The following is a 14,526-nucleotide window of genomic DNA, read 5'->3' on the forward strand; positions in this document are numbered from 1 at the left end:
TACGAAGGAAAACTCATGAATCTCAAAGGAAAAACAGCCATCGTCACCGGTGGCGGACGGGATATTGGCCGCGCATGCGCCATCAGGCTCGCGGCTGCGGGAGCGAATGTCGCGATCAACTACTTCTCCAGCAGCACTGGGGCGGACGAGACTGTCGAGGCGATCCAGTCAGCGGGCGGCAAGGCGATTGCCCAGCACGGCGACCTCAACTCCGAATCTGATGCACATCGCCTGGCAGCAAAAACACTGGATGAGTTTGGCGGCATCGACATCCTCGTCAACAACGCCGGCGGCCTGATTGCAAGAAAAACGATTGCGGACATGTCGCTCGCACATTGGCATGCAGTCATGGACCTCAACCTCACGAGCACATTCCTGATGATCAAGGCCTGCCTGCCGCACTTCACTTCAGGCGCTATCGTCAACATCGCCAGCCAGGCGGGACGGGACGGGGGCGGAGGCGGCGCTGTCGCCTATGCGACGTCAAAGGGGGCGATCATGACGCTGACCCGGGGACTTGCAAAGGAACTCGGCCCGTCTGTCCGTGTGAATGCGCTGTGCCCGGGCATGATCGACACCGACTTTCACAACACCTTCACCAAGCCTGAAGTGCGCAGGAACGTCGAAGCGGCAACGCCATTGAAACGCCAGGGCACGCCTGAGGACATTGCCGATCTGGTTGCCTTCCTGGCCTCGGACGAGGCTGCCTTCATCACGGGCGCCAATGTCGACATCAATGGCGGACTGTATTTCAGCTAGATGAATGAACCGGAGTGAAACCGTGAGCGAGTTTGCAGTGGTAAAGACGGGCGAAAACGTCACCCGGCAGGTGCTGGCTGATCATCCCGACCTGATGGTTGTCGCCTTCAGTTTCGAAAAGGCCGGCGCCGAGGGAGCGCTTCACAGCCATCCCCATGTCCAGTCGACATTTGTCGAGAGCGGACGGTTCCGGTTTTTCCTCGGCGACGAAGCGCGAGAAGTTGCCGCTGGCGACAGTTTCGTCATCTCTTCCGGTCTTACGCATGGATGCGTTTGCCTGGAGCCCGGACGGCTGATCGACTGCTTCACGCCGCGGCGAGAGGATTTCCTGTAAGGTCCGCCTCAGGAGGATCTAAACGTCAAAACCAAAAAACCCCGCCGAAGCGGGGTTTTCCGGAAAAGTCTGAGGTCGGTCCGATTACTTGATCGGAGCCAGAACCATCACCATCTGGCGGCCTTCGAGCTTCGGAGCCGATTCCACCTTGGCGATTTCGTTGGTTTCTTCGCGGACCTTGTTGAGCAGGTTCATGCCCAGGTCCTGGTGCGCCATTTCGCGGCCCCGGAAACGGAGCGTGACCTTCACCTTGTCGCCTTCGCCGAAGAACCGCAGCATGCTCCTCATCTTCACGTCATAGTCGTGCGTGTCGATGTTCGGACGCATCTTGATCTCCTTGATCTCGACGGTCTTCTGCTTCTTGCGGGTTTCTGCGGCTTTCTTCTGCGCCTGGTACTTGTACCGGCCGTAATCCAGGATCTTGCAGACAGGCGGATTGGCATTCGGCTGGATTTCTACAAGATCCAGGCCTGCCTCCATGGCGATGTCCATCGCCTCTTCCGTCAGTACGACGCCGCGGTTGGCGCCTTCATGATCAATCAACTGGACTTCGCGGACGCGAATTTCGTGGTTTGTGCGCGGACCTTCCTTCGTGGGAGGCGGGGCGCGGAAAGGACGGCGAATGGTCGCGATCTCCTATATTGTTTCAACGTGGCGTCAGGGATTGGCTCGGTCCCTACACAAATAGCCTCGGAATTTCTGTCCAAGGCGACTCTATGTGCTTGGCCTGACGCCAATGCACAAGCTCCTGCGAAACCGGCAAAAAGTCAACCGAAAACAGTGTTTTTCGGGCTGCCGGCGCAGAAAAGGCCGGCCAAACGGGGTGCGTCGGATACGTTAACCGGGGTTGGCCGGTTTCAGGCCCTGATTGCAATGCGGATGTCCCGGCTTGCAATCCGGGGCGTCATCGCTCAGGTAAGGGGGCAAGCGGCCCGGATCAAGGAGGACATCGGATTGGACGGCGGAAAGCTTTTGGTTCAGCTCCTGAAAATCTGTTTCGGCTTCATTCTTGCCGTCATAGCCTGCGGCGTCTTCCTTGCCTGGGGCTTTTTCCGTGCCGGTCATCCCAATGAGGATCCGGTCGCCTTCGCCGCCATGGTGGGCACCGGCCTTGTCGGTGCGAGCGTCGTTGGCGCGACCGCGCTGGTCCCGGCTGCCGTTTTGATTGCGATTGCCGAAGCCGTGCGCCTGCGCGGATTGATCTTCCATGTTGCCGCTGCCGGGGCTGTGGCGTTTCTGGTCTGGTCGCTCGGCGAGCCAGTGGCCGCGCGCGGGACAGTGGAGGGGCTGCGGCCGGGCAGCGCCGTTGCGCTGGCGGCAGGGTTCCTGGCCGGTGCGGTCTACTGGCTGGTGGCGGGAAGGACGTCCGGCTGCTGGCATGCAAAGGCAGCGCCAAAAAGTCCGGAGCCGAAGGCGCCTGAATGAAGGCGCCTGAATAGAGTGCCTTCGGTCAGGGCCATAGGGCAGAGCCGGCGAGGAGGCCGGCGGTAAGGCGTTAGAGTTCCCCGTCCTTCAGGCTTTCGCGCGCGGCCTGATAGTGATCCTCGCGCATGTGGCTGCGGATCATGGCAAGCGCCGCCATCAGCACCGTGGCGTCGTCTCCGAAGCCGACACCGAGGATGAAATCAGGAATGGCATCGATCGGCAGCACAAAGTAGGCAAGCGCCGCAAGCAACGTGGCACGTACCTTGGTCGGGGTCGCGGGGTCCAGGGCGCAGAAATAGCCGGCAATGACATCTTCCACGAACGGAACCTGCCGTGCCGCCTTGCGGGCGGTCGTCATCAGCTTCTGCCGGATGGTTCTCTTCTGCTCTTCTTCGGGCCCGAGGATTTCGGGATCGAAACCGAGGTCTTCGAATGTTGTGGTCATCGCTCCGCCCGCTCTGGATTTCATTCCCTAAAGATAGGCGCGCAGGCGAACCGGTTCAACATATTGCCCGTTTCGGGCCAAGCGGCCCGCCGTGCCGTACGCTGTTCAGAGCGTTGCCGCGCTTTTCTCGTCGGCTTCCGTCAACTTGCCGTGGCCGAGGCGCTCCAGTGCCCGGTCGACCTCCCTGAGGCCCGAATCCTTCGAGGTCTCTGTCCCCATCGGGCTCTCGGTCGCCGCCCGCTCCAGGGCGCGGGCGTCGTCACGCAGTTTCAGAAGTTCCAAAATCCGGTCGTCCTTGCTGCGGCTGTCATCCTTGAGAATGCGCGCAATTTGATCCGTCATCCTGTCACTCATGGCTTGTCCTCCTGAGGTTCGCCGCCGGAGTTTCCAGTCGCCAAATCACCGGCCGGCCTTCTGAAGAGAAACGCTTTCGCGAGCGGGAAGTTCCGTTGCTGCACGGGGGTGCCAGAGCACGTACATGGTTCCTTTTTCGTCGGCGGTTGGCGAGAAGAGCGCAAATGGCCGCGGAATGAATCCTTCGCTTTGCGTTTGGTTCCAGCACAATTGGAATGACTTCGGCATGTGGAAGTTCATGCTTGTTGCTGTTCTGCTGACCAGCTTGGCCGCCTGCAACACCACCCAGTGAGGTGCCGTAATCGGCGGCGCGTCAGGTGCGTCAAAAAGAGTTAAAGCGGGTCCCGTGAATTCAAATGAACGCGACACGCTTCAGATCAGCCAGATGCCGACGACGCCGAGTGCGATGGCAGCGCCTGCGGTGCCGATTGCCAGCACGTAGCGAATTTCATTGAGTTCAAGCCCCTGCTTGGCGCTCGTCTCCTCAAGGACTATCTGCTTTTCCTGATTTTCGGGAGAGCCGTGAACGGTCATCTTTCACCTCGCAAGTGTGTTCGGGGAAGGTTTTCCGGGCGCTGCCCTTTCAGGACAAGCCCGGAAGTCGGGACGCTCCGGCTGCCGAAAGCCGTGGACGCCCTGGCGTCATTAGGCCTCATTGGACTGAAGGCGGACCGAGCGGGATCGACGCGCGCCAGCGCTTTTCGGCGCATCATCGCACCCGGATCAGGCGGCCGGATCAGTAGGTGAGGAGAAAGACCAGCGCAAGCATCGACAGAAGGATGCCGCTGAGACCGAATCCCAGCGCCAGTTGCTTCCAGCTGGAGGCCTCCTTGTCCCAGATCCGCTCGCGCAGCCTGGCGTGTTGCCGAGCCGCATCGTCGTGAAAGCCGTGATAAATCATCATCGTCTCAGCCTCGCGGTTTGCCTGACTGCAGCCTTCTGGCCGCGTTCGGTAAGTAAACGTATGACTGAAGCGATCGTTCCCATTGAGGAACCTCGACGGCTTGCAGCCGTTTGCCGTGAACGGAAAGCCGCATTGACGGTTCCGGCTCACGGTTGCCGAGGGGACGATTTTGATATGGGATTTGGCGACCAGCCGCTTTGGGTACTGCTTGCGTTGTTCGCGGGGGCTGGAGGCGTCATTCTCATTTGCGGCATACGGCTGACCGGTCAGGCCGACAGGATCGCCGACCGGACAGGCCTTGGCGAAGCCCTGGTCGGCGGCGTGCTGCTCGGGGCGGCGACGTCCCTTTCCGGAACGGTCGTGTCCGTGACAGCGTCGCTGGACGTCCGCCCGTCTCTGGCCTTTTCCAACGCGGTGGGCGGCATTGCGGCCCAGACCGCCTTTCTGGCGTTTGTGGATGTTCTTTACCGGCGCGCCAACCTGGAACATGTGGCTGCGGATCTCGCCAGCCTGTTCCAATGCGCCCTGCTTATGCTGCTGCTGGTCATTCCGCTTATTGCCTTCACCACGCCGGAGGTCACGCTGTGGCAGGTTCACCTGATGGAAACCCTTCAATCGAAGATCCGTTCCTGATCAGGGGGCGACACGAAGCCGGAAAACAAGCCGGTTCGTCGCCGAGCCGCTCAAAGCCTTTATTGCAGGTGGCAGCAGCCCTACATGACAAAGGGCTGTCGGGGGCATTCAACAAGCATCGCATTCGACAAGGGAGGATTTCATGAAGAAACTTGCAACCGGCCTTGCAGCAATCGGCATCGCACTCAGCACGTCCTTTGCTTTTGCCGGCGAAACGCCGGCGCCCGAAGGTGCCAAGGTTTATTTCATCAACCTGAAGGACGGGGACACGGTGAAGAGCCCGGTGACGGTGCAGTTCGGCCTTGCCGGCATGGGCGTTGCCCCGGCGGGCACCGAGAAGGAGCACACCGGGCATCATCACCTCCTCATCGATGCCACGCTTGAGGGCGACGCATTGAACGAGCCGATCATTTCGGATGACAATCACAAGCATTTCGGCGGTGGACAGACCGAGACAACGATCGAGCTGCCCGCCGGCACGCACACACTGCAACTTGTGCTGGGCGACTGGAGCCACATCCCGCACAATCCGCCGGTGATGTCGGAGAGGATCACGATTACGGTGGAATAACGCCGGGTCCGGGTGACCGGGCCCGCGACTGCCGCGGGTTCGGTCGTTTTCGGAACGAATACCTCGTTGCGCTGTTTTCTTCAGGGAGACACTATCCGCAACGAGGGAGCGCATATGACGGATCGGATATTTGCCGAACTAGATGTCAGCTTTACGGCGCTTCCCGTCGACATCCTCATGATACGCATGTTCGCCGCCCTGCTTCTTGGCGGCATAATCGGATTTGAGCGCGAAGGCCGCGGCAAGGATGCCGGTCTGAGGACCCATATGCTGATCGCTCTCGCGTCCTGCCTTTTTCTCCTCATCAGCCAGTCACTTGGCGAACTTTCCTTCGAGGGGGCCAGCAATATCAATATTGATCCACTGAGGCTGGTGGAGGCTGTAACCGCCGGTGTTGCGTTCCTGTCCGCCGGCCTGATCTTTTCCCGCAACGGTTCGGTCCGGAACGTGACCACCGGCGCGTCCATGTGGTTGGCAGGGGCCATCGGCATGGCCTGTGGTGTCGGCCAGATCGGTCTTGCCGCTCTTGCGGCGGTGATGGTGGTTTTCGTGCTGGCACTGATCGGCAAACTGGAGCGCTGGGCTATTCGTCCGGGAACCGATCAATCAACCCCGGACGAATGAAGTTTGCCTGAATTTCAGGCATTTCCACACGTTTCCAGAAGCCGGCGGGCAATCACCTGCGCCTGGATTTCCGCCGCGCCCTCGAAGATGTTGAGGATGCGCGCGTCGCACAGCACGCGGGAAATGGCATATTCCAGCGCAAAGCCGTTGCCGCCGTGGATCTGCAGCGCATTGTCGGCGGTCGCCCAGGCGACGCGCGCACCGAGCAGTTTCGCCATGCCGGCTTCCAGATCGCAGCGCTTGCCACTGTCCTTCTGCCAGGACGAATGATAGGTCAGCTGGCGGGCAATCATCAGTTCGGCCGTCATCATCGCCAGTTTGTCGGCAACGCGCGGGAAGTGAATCAGCGACTTGCCGAACTGGATGCGTTCCTCGGCATAACGCAGACCGAGATCGAGCGCCGACTGGGCGACTCCGAGCGCGCGGGCGGCCGTCTGGATGCGCGCGCCCTCGAAGGTCTGCATCAGCTGCTTGAAGCCTTCGCCCTCGACCTGTCCGAGGAGGTTCTCTTCCTTGACCTCGAACCCGTCGAAGGCGATCTCGTATTCCTTCATGCCCCGGTAGCCGAGCACCTCGATCTCGCCGCCGCTCATGCCTTCCGCCGGGAACGGATCGGCATCCGTACCGCGCGGCTTTTCCGCAATGAACATGGAAAGGCCCTTGTAACCGGGCTCGTCCGGATTGGTACGGGCCAGCAGCGTCATGATGTCGGCGCGCACCGGATGGGTGATCCAGGTCTTGTTGCCGGACACTTTCCACACATCCCCGTTCTTGACGGCGCGGGTCTTCAGCGATGCGAGATCCGAGCCGGTGTTGGGCTCGGTGAAGACGGCGGTCGGCAGGATCTCGCCGGAGGCGATCTTTGGCAGCCAGTGCTGCTTCTGCTCTTCCGTGCCACCGCACAGGATCAGTTCGGCGGCGATTTCCGAGCGTGTGCCGAGAGAGCCGACGCCGATATAGGCCCGCGACAGCTCTTCGGAGACGACGCACATGGCCTCCTTGCCGAGGCCGAGTCCGCCGTATTCCTCCGGGATCGTCAGGCCGAAGACGCCGAGTTCGGACATCTGCGAAATCACATCGAGCGGGATATATTCGTTCTTCAGGTGCCACTCATGGGCATTCGGCACGACGGTGTCTTCCGCAAAGCGCCGCATCTCGTTGCGGATCTGCTCCATGGTCTCGTCGAGGCCCGGATCGCCGAAGGTGGAGTGGCCTGCCTGGTCCCGGATCAGGCGGGTGATTTCCGCCCGGACTTCCGGGGCGCTGCCGGCTTCGATCAGGGCGGCGATTTCCGGGGTGTGAAATCCCTTTGCTTCCTCGAAGGAGATGCCGAGATCAGGCAGACGGACGATCTCACCCTGGTTCATCGGAATGCCACCGAAGATCTGCGCAAGGTATTCGGCAAAGCCGAGCTGGACGATCCGGTCCTCCAGCGTGCCGTAGCGTCCTTCCGAGGTCAGACGCCGCGCATAGGCGTCTAGCTGGCGCAGGGACTCCACGTAAGTCGCGAACCAGGCAAGGCCGTGGGTCGCCCGTTGCTCCGCGTCCATCCGGGCGGAAGAAATTCGACCGTCCACGCTCACCAGTGCTCGCACGCGCTGCGCCGCAAGATCGAGCAGGCGGTCGAGAGTGAGGACAGCGGCTTCCGTGCGCTCGGGAAGGCTTTCCGGCGTTTGGGCCGCCGAAAGGGCTGCGGGGGACATGGCGATCTCCGTTTTCATTTGTTGCGCGGCAGCGCTTCTTGTTGAAGCTATGTTGCGTCGCACACATGCATTTGTCGAGCCGGAATTTATAGACCTTTTGGAGAATGCGGTTTTTGCAACTTGAGCGCTGCTGCAGCCAGTTTTCCATACCTTGCGGACTTGACGGGACGCATTGGCAAAGGCCACATCAAAAGCCATGAGTGCCCGACAGACAGTTCTCGTGGTCTATGCCGTCCTCAAGGATGCCATCGGTCACTTCGCTCGCGACGACGGTTTCGCCATGGCCAGCCATGTCGCTCTCTCGGGCCTTCTGGCAGTGTTTCCCCTCCTGATCTTCATTGCCTCGCTGGCGGCTTTTTTCGGCATGACCGGAGCTGCGGACACGGTGTCGGATCTCTTGTTCGATTCCTGGCCGGAAAGCGTCGCCTCGCCGGTGGTGCGCGAGGTTCAGAATGTCCTGACCGTCCGCCGCGGTGATCTTCTGACCTTCGGTGCCGTGGCCGCGCTCTGGTTTTCCTCCAACGGCGTCGAAGCGCTGCGCACGGCCCTGAACAGGGCCTACCGTCAGCACGAGCACCGCTCGATCTTCCTGCTGCGGCTGCAGTCCCTGGCGCTTGTCCTGGTCGGGGCCGCCATCCTGCTGGCCTATACTTTCCTGGTCGTCCTAGCGCCGCTCGCGATGGAGACCCTGAAGCGATACGTGCCGCAGGTGGAAGCGTTTCTGCTCTCGATCAACGTTGCCCGGTTCTCGCTCGCCGGTTCCCTGCTGATCATCGGTCTTTTCATCACCCACTGGCTGCTGCCAGCGGGCCGCCGGAAATTCCGGGACCTGTGGCCCGGGGTTCTGGCGACGCTGGTGATGTGGATCGTTGCCGGCAGCGTCTTCGGGGCGTATCTGGCGAGCTTTGCCAATTACGTCTCCACTTATGGCGGTCTGGCAGGGATCATGACCGCGCTGATCTTTCTCTATATCTGCGCGCTGGTCTTCATTCTCGGCGGAGAACTGAATGCCGCGATTTCCCGCCAGCGGCGCTTCTGGCGGCGCCGGCAGGAACAGCTCAGCTTTGCCGGGATCGCTGACGGATCGTCAGAACCGCGCTGATCACCAGCGCCATGCCGACGATCTGCACCAGGGAAAGTTTCTCGCCGAAGAGAAGGTAGCTCTCGACGGCGGTCGCGACCGGCACCAGGTAGAAGAGACTCGCGACCTGAGAGACTGCGCCTTCGCGGATCAGCAGCATCAAAAGCAGGATCGCGCCGACGGACAGCACCAGCACGAGCCAGGCCATGGCGAAAATCAACTCGCCCGACCATGTGATCTGCCAGCTTTCCAGGAGGCTGAGCGGAGCGGTGACCAGCAGCGCACCGACATATTGCCAGACCGTCGCCGCCAGCAGGTCGGTCTGTTGCACAAAGCGCTTCTGGTAGACGGTGCCAAGGCTGATGGCGGCGACCGCAACAATCACCATGGCGATGGTGGCCGGCGTGATGCCGGTGCCGGCAATGTCGAATTTGGGACCGAGCACGAGGGCAAGACCGGCGCCGCCGATCGCAATCGCCAGCCAGTGCTTGCGCGAAACGCTCTCGCCGAGCAGTCCGACCGCGATCAGCGCGGTCAGTACAGGCTGCAGGCCGACAATGATGGAAGACGCGCCTGCCGGCATGCCCTGCTTGATCGCCCAGAAGACACCGCCAAGATAGATGCCGTGCACCAGCATGCCGGTGAAAATGCAATGGCCGATCGCTGCCGGGGTCTTCGGCCAGGATTTCGACCAGATCAGCGCCAGGAGAACCAGAACGGGCAGGACCGCCGCGAACCGGACGGTCAGGAACACCATCGGATCGATATACGGCGCGCCGAGTTTCGAGCCGACAAAACCGGTCGACCACAGCAGGACGAAGATCGCCGGTGCGGTTCTGGCAAGAAGGTTCACGTGTGGCCTCGATGAAAAGAGCGGTCAGGGGAAAGAGTGGTCGGGCATACTGATGGGTGCGACGGGCAGGCTGATTGCGCATACGTTAACCGTAAATTGGCATTTTTAGCGAAATCTACGGCGCTAACGAGCAGTGTTAAGGGACATACGCCGGTGGCCATGGGATCTCAATCACCTTTTCTGATCTTGTCCAATTTGTCGGTCAAAGTGAGAATTCTGGCGTTGAGCCTGTTCACGATTGTCGGCCTTCTGGCGATCGGCGGCGTGTTCTTCTGGAGCCAGGGCGAACTGAACTCGGCCTTTTCCCGCATGAGCAGCAGCTCGATGCTGGCCGAACAGGTCGGAACTCTTGCCGAAACGGCCGCCTCGCTGCGTTCCATCGAAGAGCAGTATCTCAGCGCACCCTCAGCTGACCGGTTCCAGGCTTTCGGCACGAAGCTTGCCGAAGCGGACAAGATCATCGCGAAGGTTGCCTCAAATCCCGCAGCGGCTGCCTATTCTGCCGAAGTGGCAGACGTGAAAGACACGCTTGAAGGCGCTGGAGGCGCGTTCGAGATGCTCGATGCGGCCCAGCAGAAGATCGGGTATGACGTCACGCAAGGTTATCTGTCGGGCCTCGCCGAGTATGCCGGGGCTGTCAAGTTTCGCCTGTCGGAAGAGATGAAATTCGGTGGCGGACCGGATTTTGACAAGCTCGCCCGCGCGATCCTGACGGTGCAGCTGGCCGAAAAGGAATTCACGCTAAACGGAACGCCCGAGGCTGCTGAAGTTTTCGAAACCGAATTCCAGGCCTTCGAAAAGCTTCTAAAGAAGGTCTATATCTCTGACGCGATCAAGGCGGAACTGACCGCCAACATGGTCAAGTACAAGGAGACGTTCGACGGCTACAAGGTCGCGAAAGGCCAGCGTGCCGAGCACAAGGAGCTGCTGGGCAGCCTGTTTGAACTCGTTCCTCCGCATATCGCCAAGCTCAACGAAGCCGCCAATTCCATCCAGCAGGAAGCCGCCGGCCAGCTGGAAAGCGCCCGCTCGATTGCTGCCTACGCCATTGGCGGGGCGATCCTGGTGCTGCTGGTGCTGCTGCCCGCCATTGCGATCCTGATCGGCCAGTCCGTTGCAAAGCCGCTTGCCCGTCTGCAGTCGGCGATGGAAGCGCTTGCCAGCGGCCAGACCGATCTCGACCTGCCGGAAATGTCCGGCAAGACCGAACTCGCCTCCATGAGCCGCACAGTTCAGGTCTTCCGCGACAACGCGGTGGAGCGGGCCGAACTTGCGGCCGCCCAGGACAATGAAAACCGGCAGCGGGAGGAACGCGTTTCCCGTCTCGATGCCCTGATCGGCCGTTTCGAAGGCACTGTCTCGGACGCGCTCGACAGTCTCGACCGGGCGAATGGCGAACTGCGCCAGACCTCCCAGTCGATGGAACAGTCCGCTGACGATGTCGCCAACCAGTCCGGCGAGGCGGCCGATGCCGTGCGCACCGCTGCCGAGAACGTGACTTCGGCCGCCCATTCGGCAGAGGAACTGGCCGCGTCCATCGCAGAGATTGCCGGTCAGGCCAACAAGTCGACCGAAGTGGCGCAGCAGGCGGTGGTGAGCGCCTCCTCGACGGTGGCCACCATGCAGGAGCTTTCCAGCGCCGCCGACCGTATCGGTGAGGTCATGGGCCTGATCCGCGATATCGCCAACCAGACCAACCTTCTGGCACTGAACGCAACCATCGAGGCCGCCCGCGCGGGCGAAGCCGGCAAGGGCTTTGCGGTCGTTGCTGCCGAGGTCAAACAGCTTGCCGACCAGACCTCGAAGGCAACCGAAGACATCGCCACCCAGATCGAAGCCATCCAGGGCTCTTCCGGTCAGGCTGTCCAGGCGATCGAGGACGTCAACCGCATAATCTCCGACATGGAAGGCCTTGCCTCTGCCGTCGCCTCTGCCGTGCAGCAGCAGGACGAGGCGGTGCAGGCGATTTCCCACAACGTCTCGAGCGCTTCGGCCCGGTCCGAGGAAGGCGTCAACCGCATGGAGGCGGTTGGCTCCGCGGCGGAACTTGCCCGCTCGAACGGCGCCGAGGTGGAGCACCTGGCCGAATCGCTCGGCGAGCAGGGCGCTCTCATCCGGCAGGAAGTCGCCGAATTCCTGCGCGGCGTGCGCAGCGCCTGAGGCCGACCGGTCCAACCGATCCATCAGAAAAACGCCGCGCCGGTCCCGACGCGGCGTTTCGCCGTTCTGGCGGACCGCCTTTCTTCGTGCTAGCCATGCTGTTCAAACACAGGCCGGAGAGGCTGTTCCTAAAAAAGGGCGGAGCGGAATGCAGGAAGAAATCGTCATCATCGGAGCAGGACAAGCAGGCGCCCAGGTTGCACAATCGTTGCGCCAGGGCGGCTTTGAAGGGCCGCTGCGGCTGATCGGCGACGAACCTCATCCGCCCTATCAGCGCCCGCCGCTGTCGAAGAAATTCCTGGCAGGCGAAATCGGCGCGGAAGGCCTGTGGCTGCGCCCGCCGGCCTTCTTCACGACCAACAATATCGACCATATCCCGAACACCAAGGTCGTCGCGATCGACCGCGCGGCCAAGCGCCTGAAACTGGAAAACGGCGACACGCTGCCCTATGGCAAACTGGTCCTGGCGACCGGCACCAATGCCCGCTTCCTGAAACTGCAAGGCGCCGACAAGAAAGGCGTCGTGACGCTTCGTTCCATCGCCGATGTGAATGTCATCCGCGATGTCCTCACAGGAAGCCGCAGGATCGCCATCATCGGTGCAGGCTATATCGGCCTCGAAGTGGCAGCCGTCGCCAAGTCACTCGGCAAGGAAGTTACGGTCATCGAGGCACAGGACCGGCCGATGAAGCGCGTCGTCAGCCAGGCCGTCTCGGACTATTTCACCGGCCTGCACACGGGGCGGGGTATCGATCTCAGGCTCAACACCGGCATTGAGGCCATCGAGGGCGGTGACAGTGTTACCGGCGTGAAGCTGTCGAATGGCGAGACGGTTGCCGCAGAACTGGTGCTGGTCGCCGTCGGTGCCGAGCCCAACGACCATCTGGCCGCCGAGGCCGGTCTGGAGGTCGATAACGGCATCCTGGTGGACGGTTGCGGCCAGACCAGCGATCCGGATATCTTTGCCGCTGGCGACTGCACCCGCTTCTATTCCAACCGCTACCAGCGTTCCGTGCGCATGGAGAGCGTGCAGAATGCCATCGACCAGGCCAAGGCCGTTGCGCAGACCCTTCTCGGCCAGGACGTCGACTATGACCCGCTGCCCTGGTTCTGGTCCGATCAGTACGACATCAAGCTGCAGATCGCGGGTTTGTCGGAAGGTTATGACGACACCAAGGTCATCGGCGACACCTCCGCGAGCAAGTTCTACGTCGCCTATCTCAACAACAACCGGCTGATTGCCGTCGACAGCATCAATTCGCCGCGCTCGCACATGATGGCCCGGCGGGTCATCGGCGAAACCTGGCGCGAGGACCTGCTGCCGGAGGCTTAATTCCGGCAGCGGACAAGCACTGCCGACCGCATGGGTTACCGTGCTCCGGCGATGGCGAGGGCCTGGGTTTCGTGCAGTTTGCGGATCGTCGCCTCAGCCCTGCGGATGGATCGGCCGTCCAGGTCGGCGGCGCTGTAATGTTTCTTCTTATCGCGCCAGGTATCGTTGGCGAAGAATTTCACCTTGAAATAGCGCTCGTAGAGTTCGTTGACCCTGGCATCGATGAGATCTCCCGTGTCGCGATAACCGAGATAGGATTCCGTTTTGCCATGACCCTGAGTGTGCCGGTCATAGGCCCAGGTACCCGGATTGTGGGCCTTCGGGTAGCTGCTGTCGCTCGGTGATTTGTTGATCGGCTGCCAGGTTTCGGATTCCGTGTGATGACCGTCCCGCGCGTGGAAGGACGTCTTGTGGACAAGAAAGTCGCGGCTCAGAACATGGTTCATCCAGAACGTCAGCTCGATATTCTCACGCATCCTGCCCTGCGACCTGCGAATGTCGGGAATTTTTGAAAAGAACGGCGCTTCCTTGAGTTTTTCAAGCAGCTCATCCTTGTTTTTCGCACTGCTCTTCTCGATGGCGTCCGCCGCAAGAATGATCTTGTTGTGAAGCTGCGCCACGTAGACTTCGAGCTGTGTCTTGAGGTTGTCCGGATCCTTGACGATCTGGTCGATGGACGCAGAAACCGGGGCGTTGGTCAGGAGGGTCTTGAATTGAAGCGTCAGATCCGCCGAGGCCTTGTCATAGGCGGATCCCAGGATGAAGTGCAGCGTGGCGCTGCTGCTGGCGAATTCTGCGGCCTTGTAGAGGCGCATGCTGTCCTTCTTGACGATATAATCCATGACCGGGCCATGCAGGGTGTTGAGGGCCGCCTGGCCCAACCCTGTCTTGAGGGCGGCTGCGCCAATCGTCGCGGTCAGGATCGAGCCGCCGCAAACGGTCAGGGCGAGCATCACAAGGGCCGCTTTTTCCTCCCGCGCCTTCGCCGCGGCAGCCTTGTCCGCGTTGACGACCTCGGAGTACTTTTTGTAGGCGTCATTATAGGCAATCGAGAACGGCCCGACATATTGGATGAGCCACTTGTTGCGAGCGATCATGGCGGCGCGATCGATCTTCATCCCTTTGTACATGTTGGGCATCTGAGGCTCCTATGTCCGGTTCGTTCTGGGTTCCGTATTCTGGTTGATGAGTGCTTCCCATCAGGGGCGGCCAACGTGCTGGCTCTCGTCCCGAAGCCCCTGCACGTTAATCCGGGCTCTTCGGGGCCGCAGTGACACCTGTCACAATCGGTCGGTTCGGTGATCTTGACGAAAAAGCCCCGCCGAAAACCGGCGGGTTTTTTTCGTC

Annotated in this window: 18 protein-coding genes; 9 read left to right on the top strand and 9 right to left on the bottom strand. The window is 61.1% G+C overall.

The features are described 5' to 3' along the window. The first annotated feature begins 15 nt into the window (after positions 1-15). Together ACX3M4_RS21690 and ACX3M4_RS21695 are read left to right on the top strand one after the other, a co-directional pair. On the top strand, positions 16-759 hold the full coding sequence (locus tag ACX3M4_RS21690) for an SDR family NAD(P)-dependent oxidoreductase (protein ID WP_459355057.1): 744 nt from the start codon (positions 16-18) through the stop codon (positions 757-759). Positions 760-763: 4 nt separating this feature from the next. After that, entirely contained in the window at positions 764-1,093 is a 330-nt protein-coding gene (locus ACX3M4_RS21695; protein ID WP_459355058.1) for a cupin domain-containing protein, read from the top strand. Positions 1,094-1,177: 84 nt separating this feature from the next. Here ACX3M4_RS21695 and infC read toward each other — a convergent pair whose 3' ends face one another. Next, positions 1,178-1,717, bottom strand: coding sequence for a translation initiation factor IF-3 (infC, locus tag ACX3M4_RS21700; RefSeq protein ID WP_459359482.1), 540 nt, complete (start codon positions 1,715-1,717; stop codon positions 1,178-1,180). 330 nt (positions 1,718-2,047) lie between these two features. Here infC and ACX3M4_RS21705 point away from each other — a divergent pair, with 330 nt between their 5' ends. Then, the gene (locus ACX3M4_RS21705) at positions 2,048-2,518 is read left to right on the top strand and encodes a translation initiation factor IF-3 (protein WP_459355059.1); all 471 of its coding nucleotides are present in this window, start codon (positions 2,048-2,050) and stop codon (positions 2,516-2,518) included. A 70-nt stretch (positions 2,519-2,588) separates the two neighbouring features. Here the strand turns inward: ACX3M4_RS21705 and ACX3M4_RS21710 are convergent, their stop codons facing one another. The 5 genes from ACX3M4_RS21710 to ACX3M4_RS21730 all read right to left on the bottom strand — a co-directional run bounded on the left by ACX3M4_RS21710 (position 2,589) and on the right by ACX3M4_RS21730 (position 4,221). Then, positions 2,589-2,963 (bottom strand): YkvA family protein, encoded by a 375-nt coding sequence (locus tag ACX3M4_RS21710; RefSeq protein WP_459355060.1) that lies wholly within the window; start codon positions 2,961-2,963, stop codon positions 2,589-2,591. Between the two features lie 105 nt (positions 2,964-3,068). Next, positions 3,069-3,317: a hypothetical protein gene (locus ACX3M4_RS21715; RefSeq protein WP_459355061.1), complete on the bottom strand. Its 249-nt coding sequence runs from the start codon at positions 3,315-3,317 to the stop codon at positions 3,069-3,071. A 45-nt stretch (positions 3,318-3,362) separates the two neighbouring features. Next, positions 3,363-3,686 carry a hypothetical protein gene (locus tag ACX3M4_RS21720; protein WP_459355062.1) on the bottom strand — a complete coding sequence of 108 codons (324 nt, stop codon included), beginning with the start codon at positions 3,684-3,686 and terminating at the stop codon, positions 3,363-3,365. A gap of 3 nt (positions 3,687-3,689) precedes the next feature. Beyond that, the gene (locus ACX3M4_RS21725; protein ID WP_459355063.1) at positions 3,690-3,851 is read right to left on the bottom strand and encodes a hypothetical protein; all 162 of its coding nucleotides are present in this window, start codon (positions 3,849-3,851) and stop codon (positions 3,690-3,692) included. 202 nt (positions 3,852-4,053) lie between these two features. Beyond that, a complete protein-coding gene (locus ACX3M4_RS21730) occupies positions 4,054-4,221 on the bottom strand; it encodes a hypothetical protein (protein WP_459355064.1) in 168 nt (55 codons plus the stop codon). 174 nt (positions 4,222-4,395) lie between these two features. Here ACX3M4_RS21730 and ACX3M4_RS21735 point away from each other — a divergent pair, with 174 nt between their 5' ends. The 3 genes from ACX3M4_RS21735 to ACX3M4_RS21745 all read left to right on the top strand — a co-directional run bounded on the left by ACX3M4_RS21735 (position 4,396) and on the right by ACX3M4_RS21745 (position 6,049). Then, positions 4,396-4,854, top strand: coding sequence for a hypothetical protein (locus ACX3M4_RS21735; RefSeq protein ID WP_459355065.1), 459 nt, complete (start codon positions 4,396-4,398; stop codon positions 4,852-4,854). Between the two features lie 142 nt (positions 4,855-4,996). Further along, the gene (locus tag ACX3M4_RS21740) at positions 4,997-5,425 is read left to right on the top strand and encodes a DUF4399 domain-containing protein (protein WP_459355066.1); all 429 of its coding nucleotides are present in this window, start codon (positions 4,997-4,999) and stop codon (positions 5,423-5,425) included. Between the two features lie 114 nt (positions 5,426-5,539). Continuing rightward, positions 5,540-6,049, top strand: a complete 510-nt coding sequence (locus ACX3M4_RS21745; protein ID WP_459355067.1) for an MgtC/SapB family protein — start codon at positions 5,540-5,542, stop codon at positions 6,047-6,049. A gap of 14 nt (positions 6,050-6,063) precedes the next feature. Here ACX3M4_RS21745 and ACX3M4_RS21750 read toward each other — a convergent pair whose 3' ends face one another. After that, positions 6,064-7,752 (bottom strand): acyl-CoA dehydrogenase family protein, encoded by a 1,689-nt coding sequence (locus ACX3M4_RS21750; RefSeq protein ID WP_459355068.1) that lies wholly within the window; start codon positions 7,750-7,752, stop codon positions 6,064-6,066. A gap of 196 nt (positions 7,753-7,948) precedes the next feature. Here ACX3M4_RS21750 and ACX3M4_RS21755 point away from each other — a divergent pair, with 196 nt between their 5' ends. Next, positions 7,949-8,854: a YihY/virulence factor BrkB family protein gene (locus tag ACX3M4_RS21755; RefSeq protein WP_459355069.1), complete on the top strand. Its 906-nt coding sequence runs from the start codon at positions 7,949-7,951 to the stop codon at positions 8,852-8,854. Here the strand turns inward: ACX3M4_RS21755 and ACX3M4_RS21760 are convergent. Further along, positions 8,811-9,686 (bottom strand): DMT family transporter, encoded by an 876-nt coding sequence (locus tag ACX3M4_RS21760; RefSeq protein ID WP_459355070.1) that lies wholly within the window; start codon positions 9,684-9,686, stop codon positions 8,811-8,813. The genes ACX3M4_RS21755 and ACX3M4_RS21760 overlap by 44 nt on opposite strands. Positions 9,687-9,845: 159 nt before the next feature. Here ACX3M4_RS21760 and ACX3M4_RS21765 point away from each other — a divergent pair, with 159 nt between their 5' ends. Both ACX3M4_RS21765 and ACX3M4_RS21770 read left to right on the top strand, forming a co-directional pair. Beyond that, positions 9,846-11,846: a methyl-accepting chemotaxis protein gene (locus ACX3M4_RS21765; RefSeq protein WP_459355071.1), complete on the top strand. Its 2,001-nt coding sequence runs from the start codon at positions 9,846-9,848 to the stop codon at positions 11,844-11,846. Positions 11,847-11,994: 148 nt separating this feature from the next. Further along, on the top strand, positions 11,995-13,179 hold the full coding sequence (locus ACX3M4_RS21770) for an NAD(P)/FAD-dependent oxidoreductase (protein WP_459355072.1): 1,185 nt from the start codon (positions 11,995-11,997) through the stop codon (positions 13,177-13,179). A gap of 35 nt (positions 13,180-13,214) precedes the next feature. Here ACX3M4_RS21770 and ACX3M4_RS21775 read toward each other — a convergent pair whose 3' ends face one another. Then, positions 13,215-14,318, bottom strand: a complete 1,104-nt coding sequence (locus ACX3M4_RS21775) for a hypothetical protein (RefSeq protein ID WP_459355073.1) — start codon at positions 14,316-14,318, stop codon at positions 13,215-13,217. Positions 14,319-14,526 lie beyond the last annotated feature (208 nt).

It is taken from the genome of Roseibium sp. M-1 (assembly GCF_054515675.1).

Bases quoted from the DNA above. Each gene is read 5' to 3' on its own strand.
- ACX3M4_RS21690 (WP_459355057.1), top strand. From the start codon at position 16: ATGAATCTCAAAGGAAAAACAGCCATCGTCACCGGTGGCGGACGGGAT.
- ACX3M4_RS21695 (WP_459355058.1), top strand. From the start codon at position 764: ATGAACCGGAGTGAAACCGTGAGCGAGTTTGCAGTGGTAAAGACGGGC.
- ACX3M4_RS21710 (WP_459355060.1), bottom strand. From the start codon at position 2,963: ATGACCACAACATTCGAAGACCTCGGTTTCGATCCCGAAATCCTCGGG.
- ACX3M4_RS21715 (WP_459355061.1), bottom strand. From the start codon at position 3,317: ATGAGTGACAGGATGACGGATCAAATTGCGCGCATTCTCAAGGATGAC.
- ACX3M4_RS21725 (WP_459355063.1), bottom strand. From the start codon at position 3,851: ATGACCGTTCACGGCTCTCCCGAAAATCAGGAAAAGCAGATAGTCCTT.
- ACX3M4_RS21730 (WP_459355064.1), bottom strand. From the start codon at position 4,221: ATGATGATTTATCACGGCTTTCACGACGATGCGGCTCGGCAACACGCC.
- ACX3M4_RS21735 (WP_459355065.1), top strand. From the start codon at position 4,396: ATGGGATTTGGCGACCAGCCGCTTTGGGTACTGCTTGCGTTGTTCGCG.
- ACX3M4_RS21740 (WP_459355066.1), top strand. From the start codon at position 4,997: ATGAAGAAACTTGCAACCGGCCTTGCAGCAATCGGCATCGCACTCAGC.
- ACX3M4_RS21745 (WP_459355067.1), top strand. From the start codon at position 5,540: ATGACGGATCGGATATTTGCCGAACTAGATGTCAGCTTTACGGCGCTT.
- ACX3M4_RS21750 (WP_459355068.1), bottom strand. From the start codon at position 7,752: ATGTCCCCCGCAGCCCTTTCGGCGGCCCAAACGCCGGAAAGCCTTCCC.
- ACX3M4_RS21755 (WP_459355069.1), top strand. From the start codon at position 7,949: ATGAGTGCCCGACAGACAGTTCTCGTGGTCTATGCCGTCCTCAAGGAT.
- ACX3M4_RS21765 (WP_459355071.1), top strand. From the start codon at position 9,846: ATGGGATCTCAATCACCTTTTCTGATCTTGTCCAATTTGTCGGTCAAA.
- ACX3M4_RS21770 (WP_459355072.1), top strand. From the start codon at position 11,995: ATGCAGGAAGAAATCGTCATCATCGGAGCAGGACAAGCAGGCGCCCAG.
- ACX3M4_RS21775 (WP_459355073.1), bottom strand. From the start codon at position 14,318: ATGCCCAACATGTACAAAGGGATGAAGATCGATCGCGCCGCCATGATC.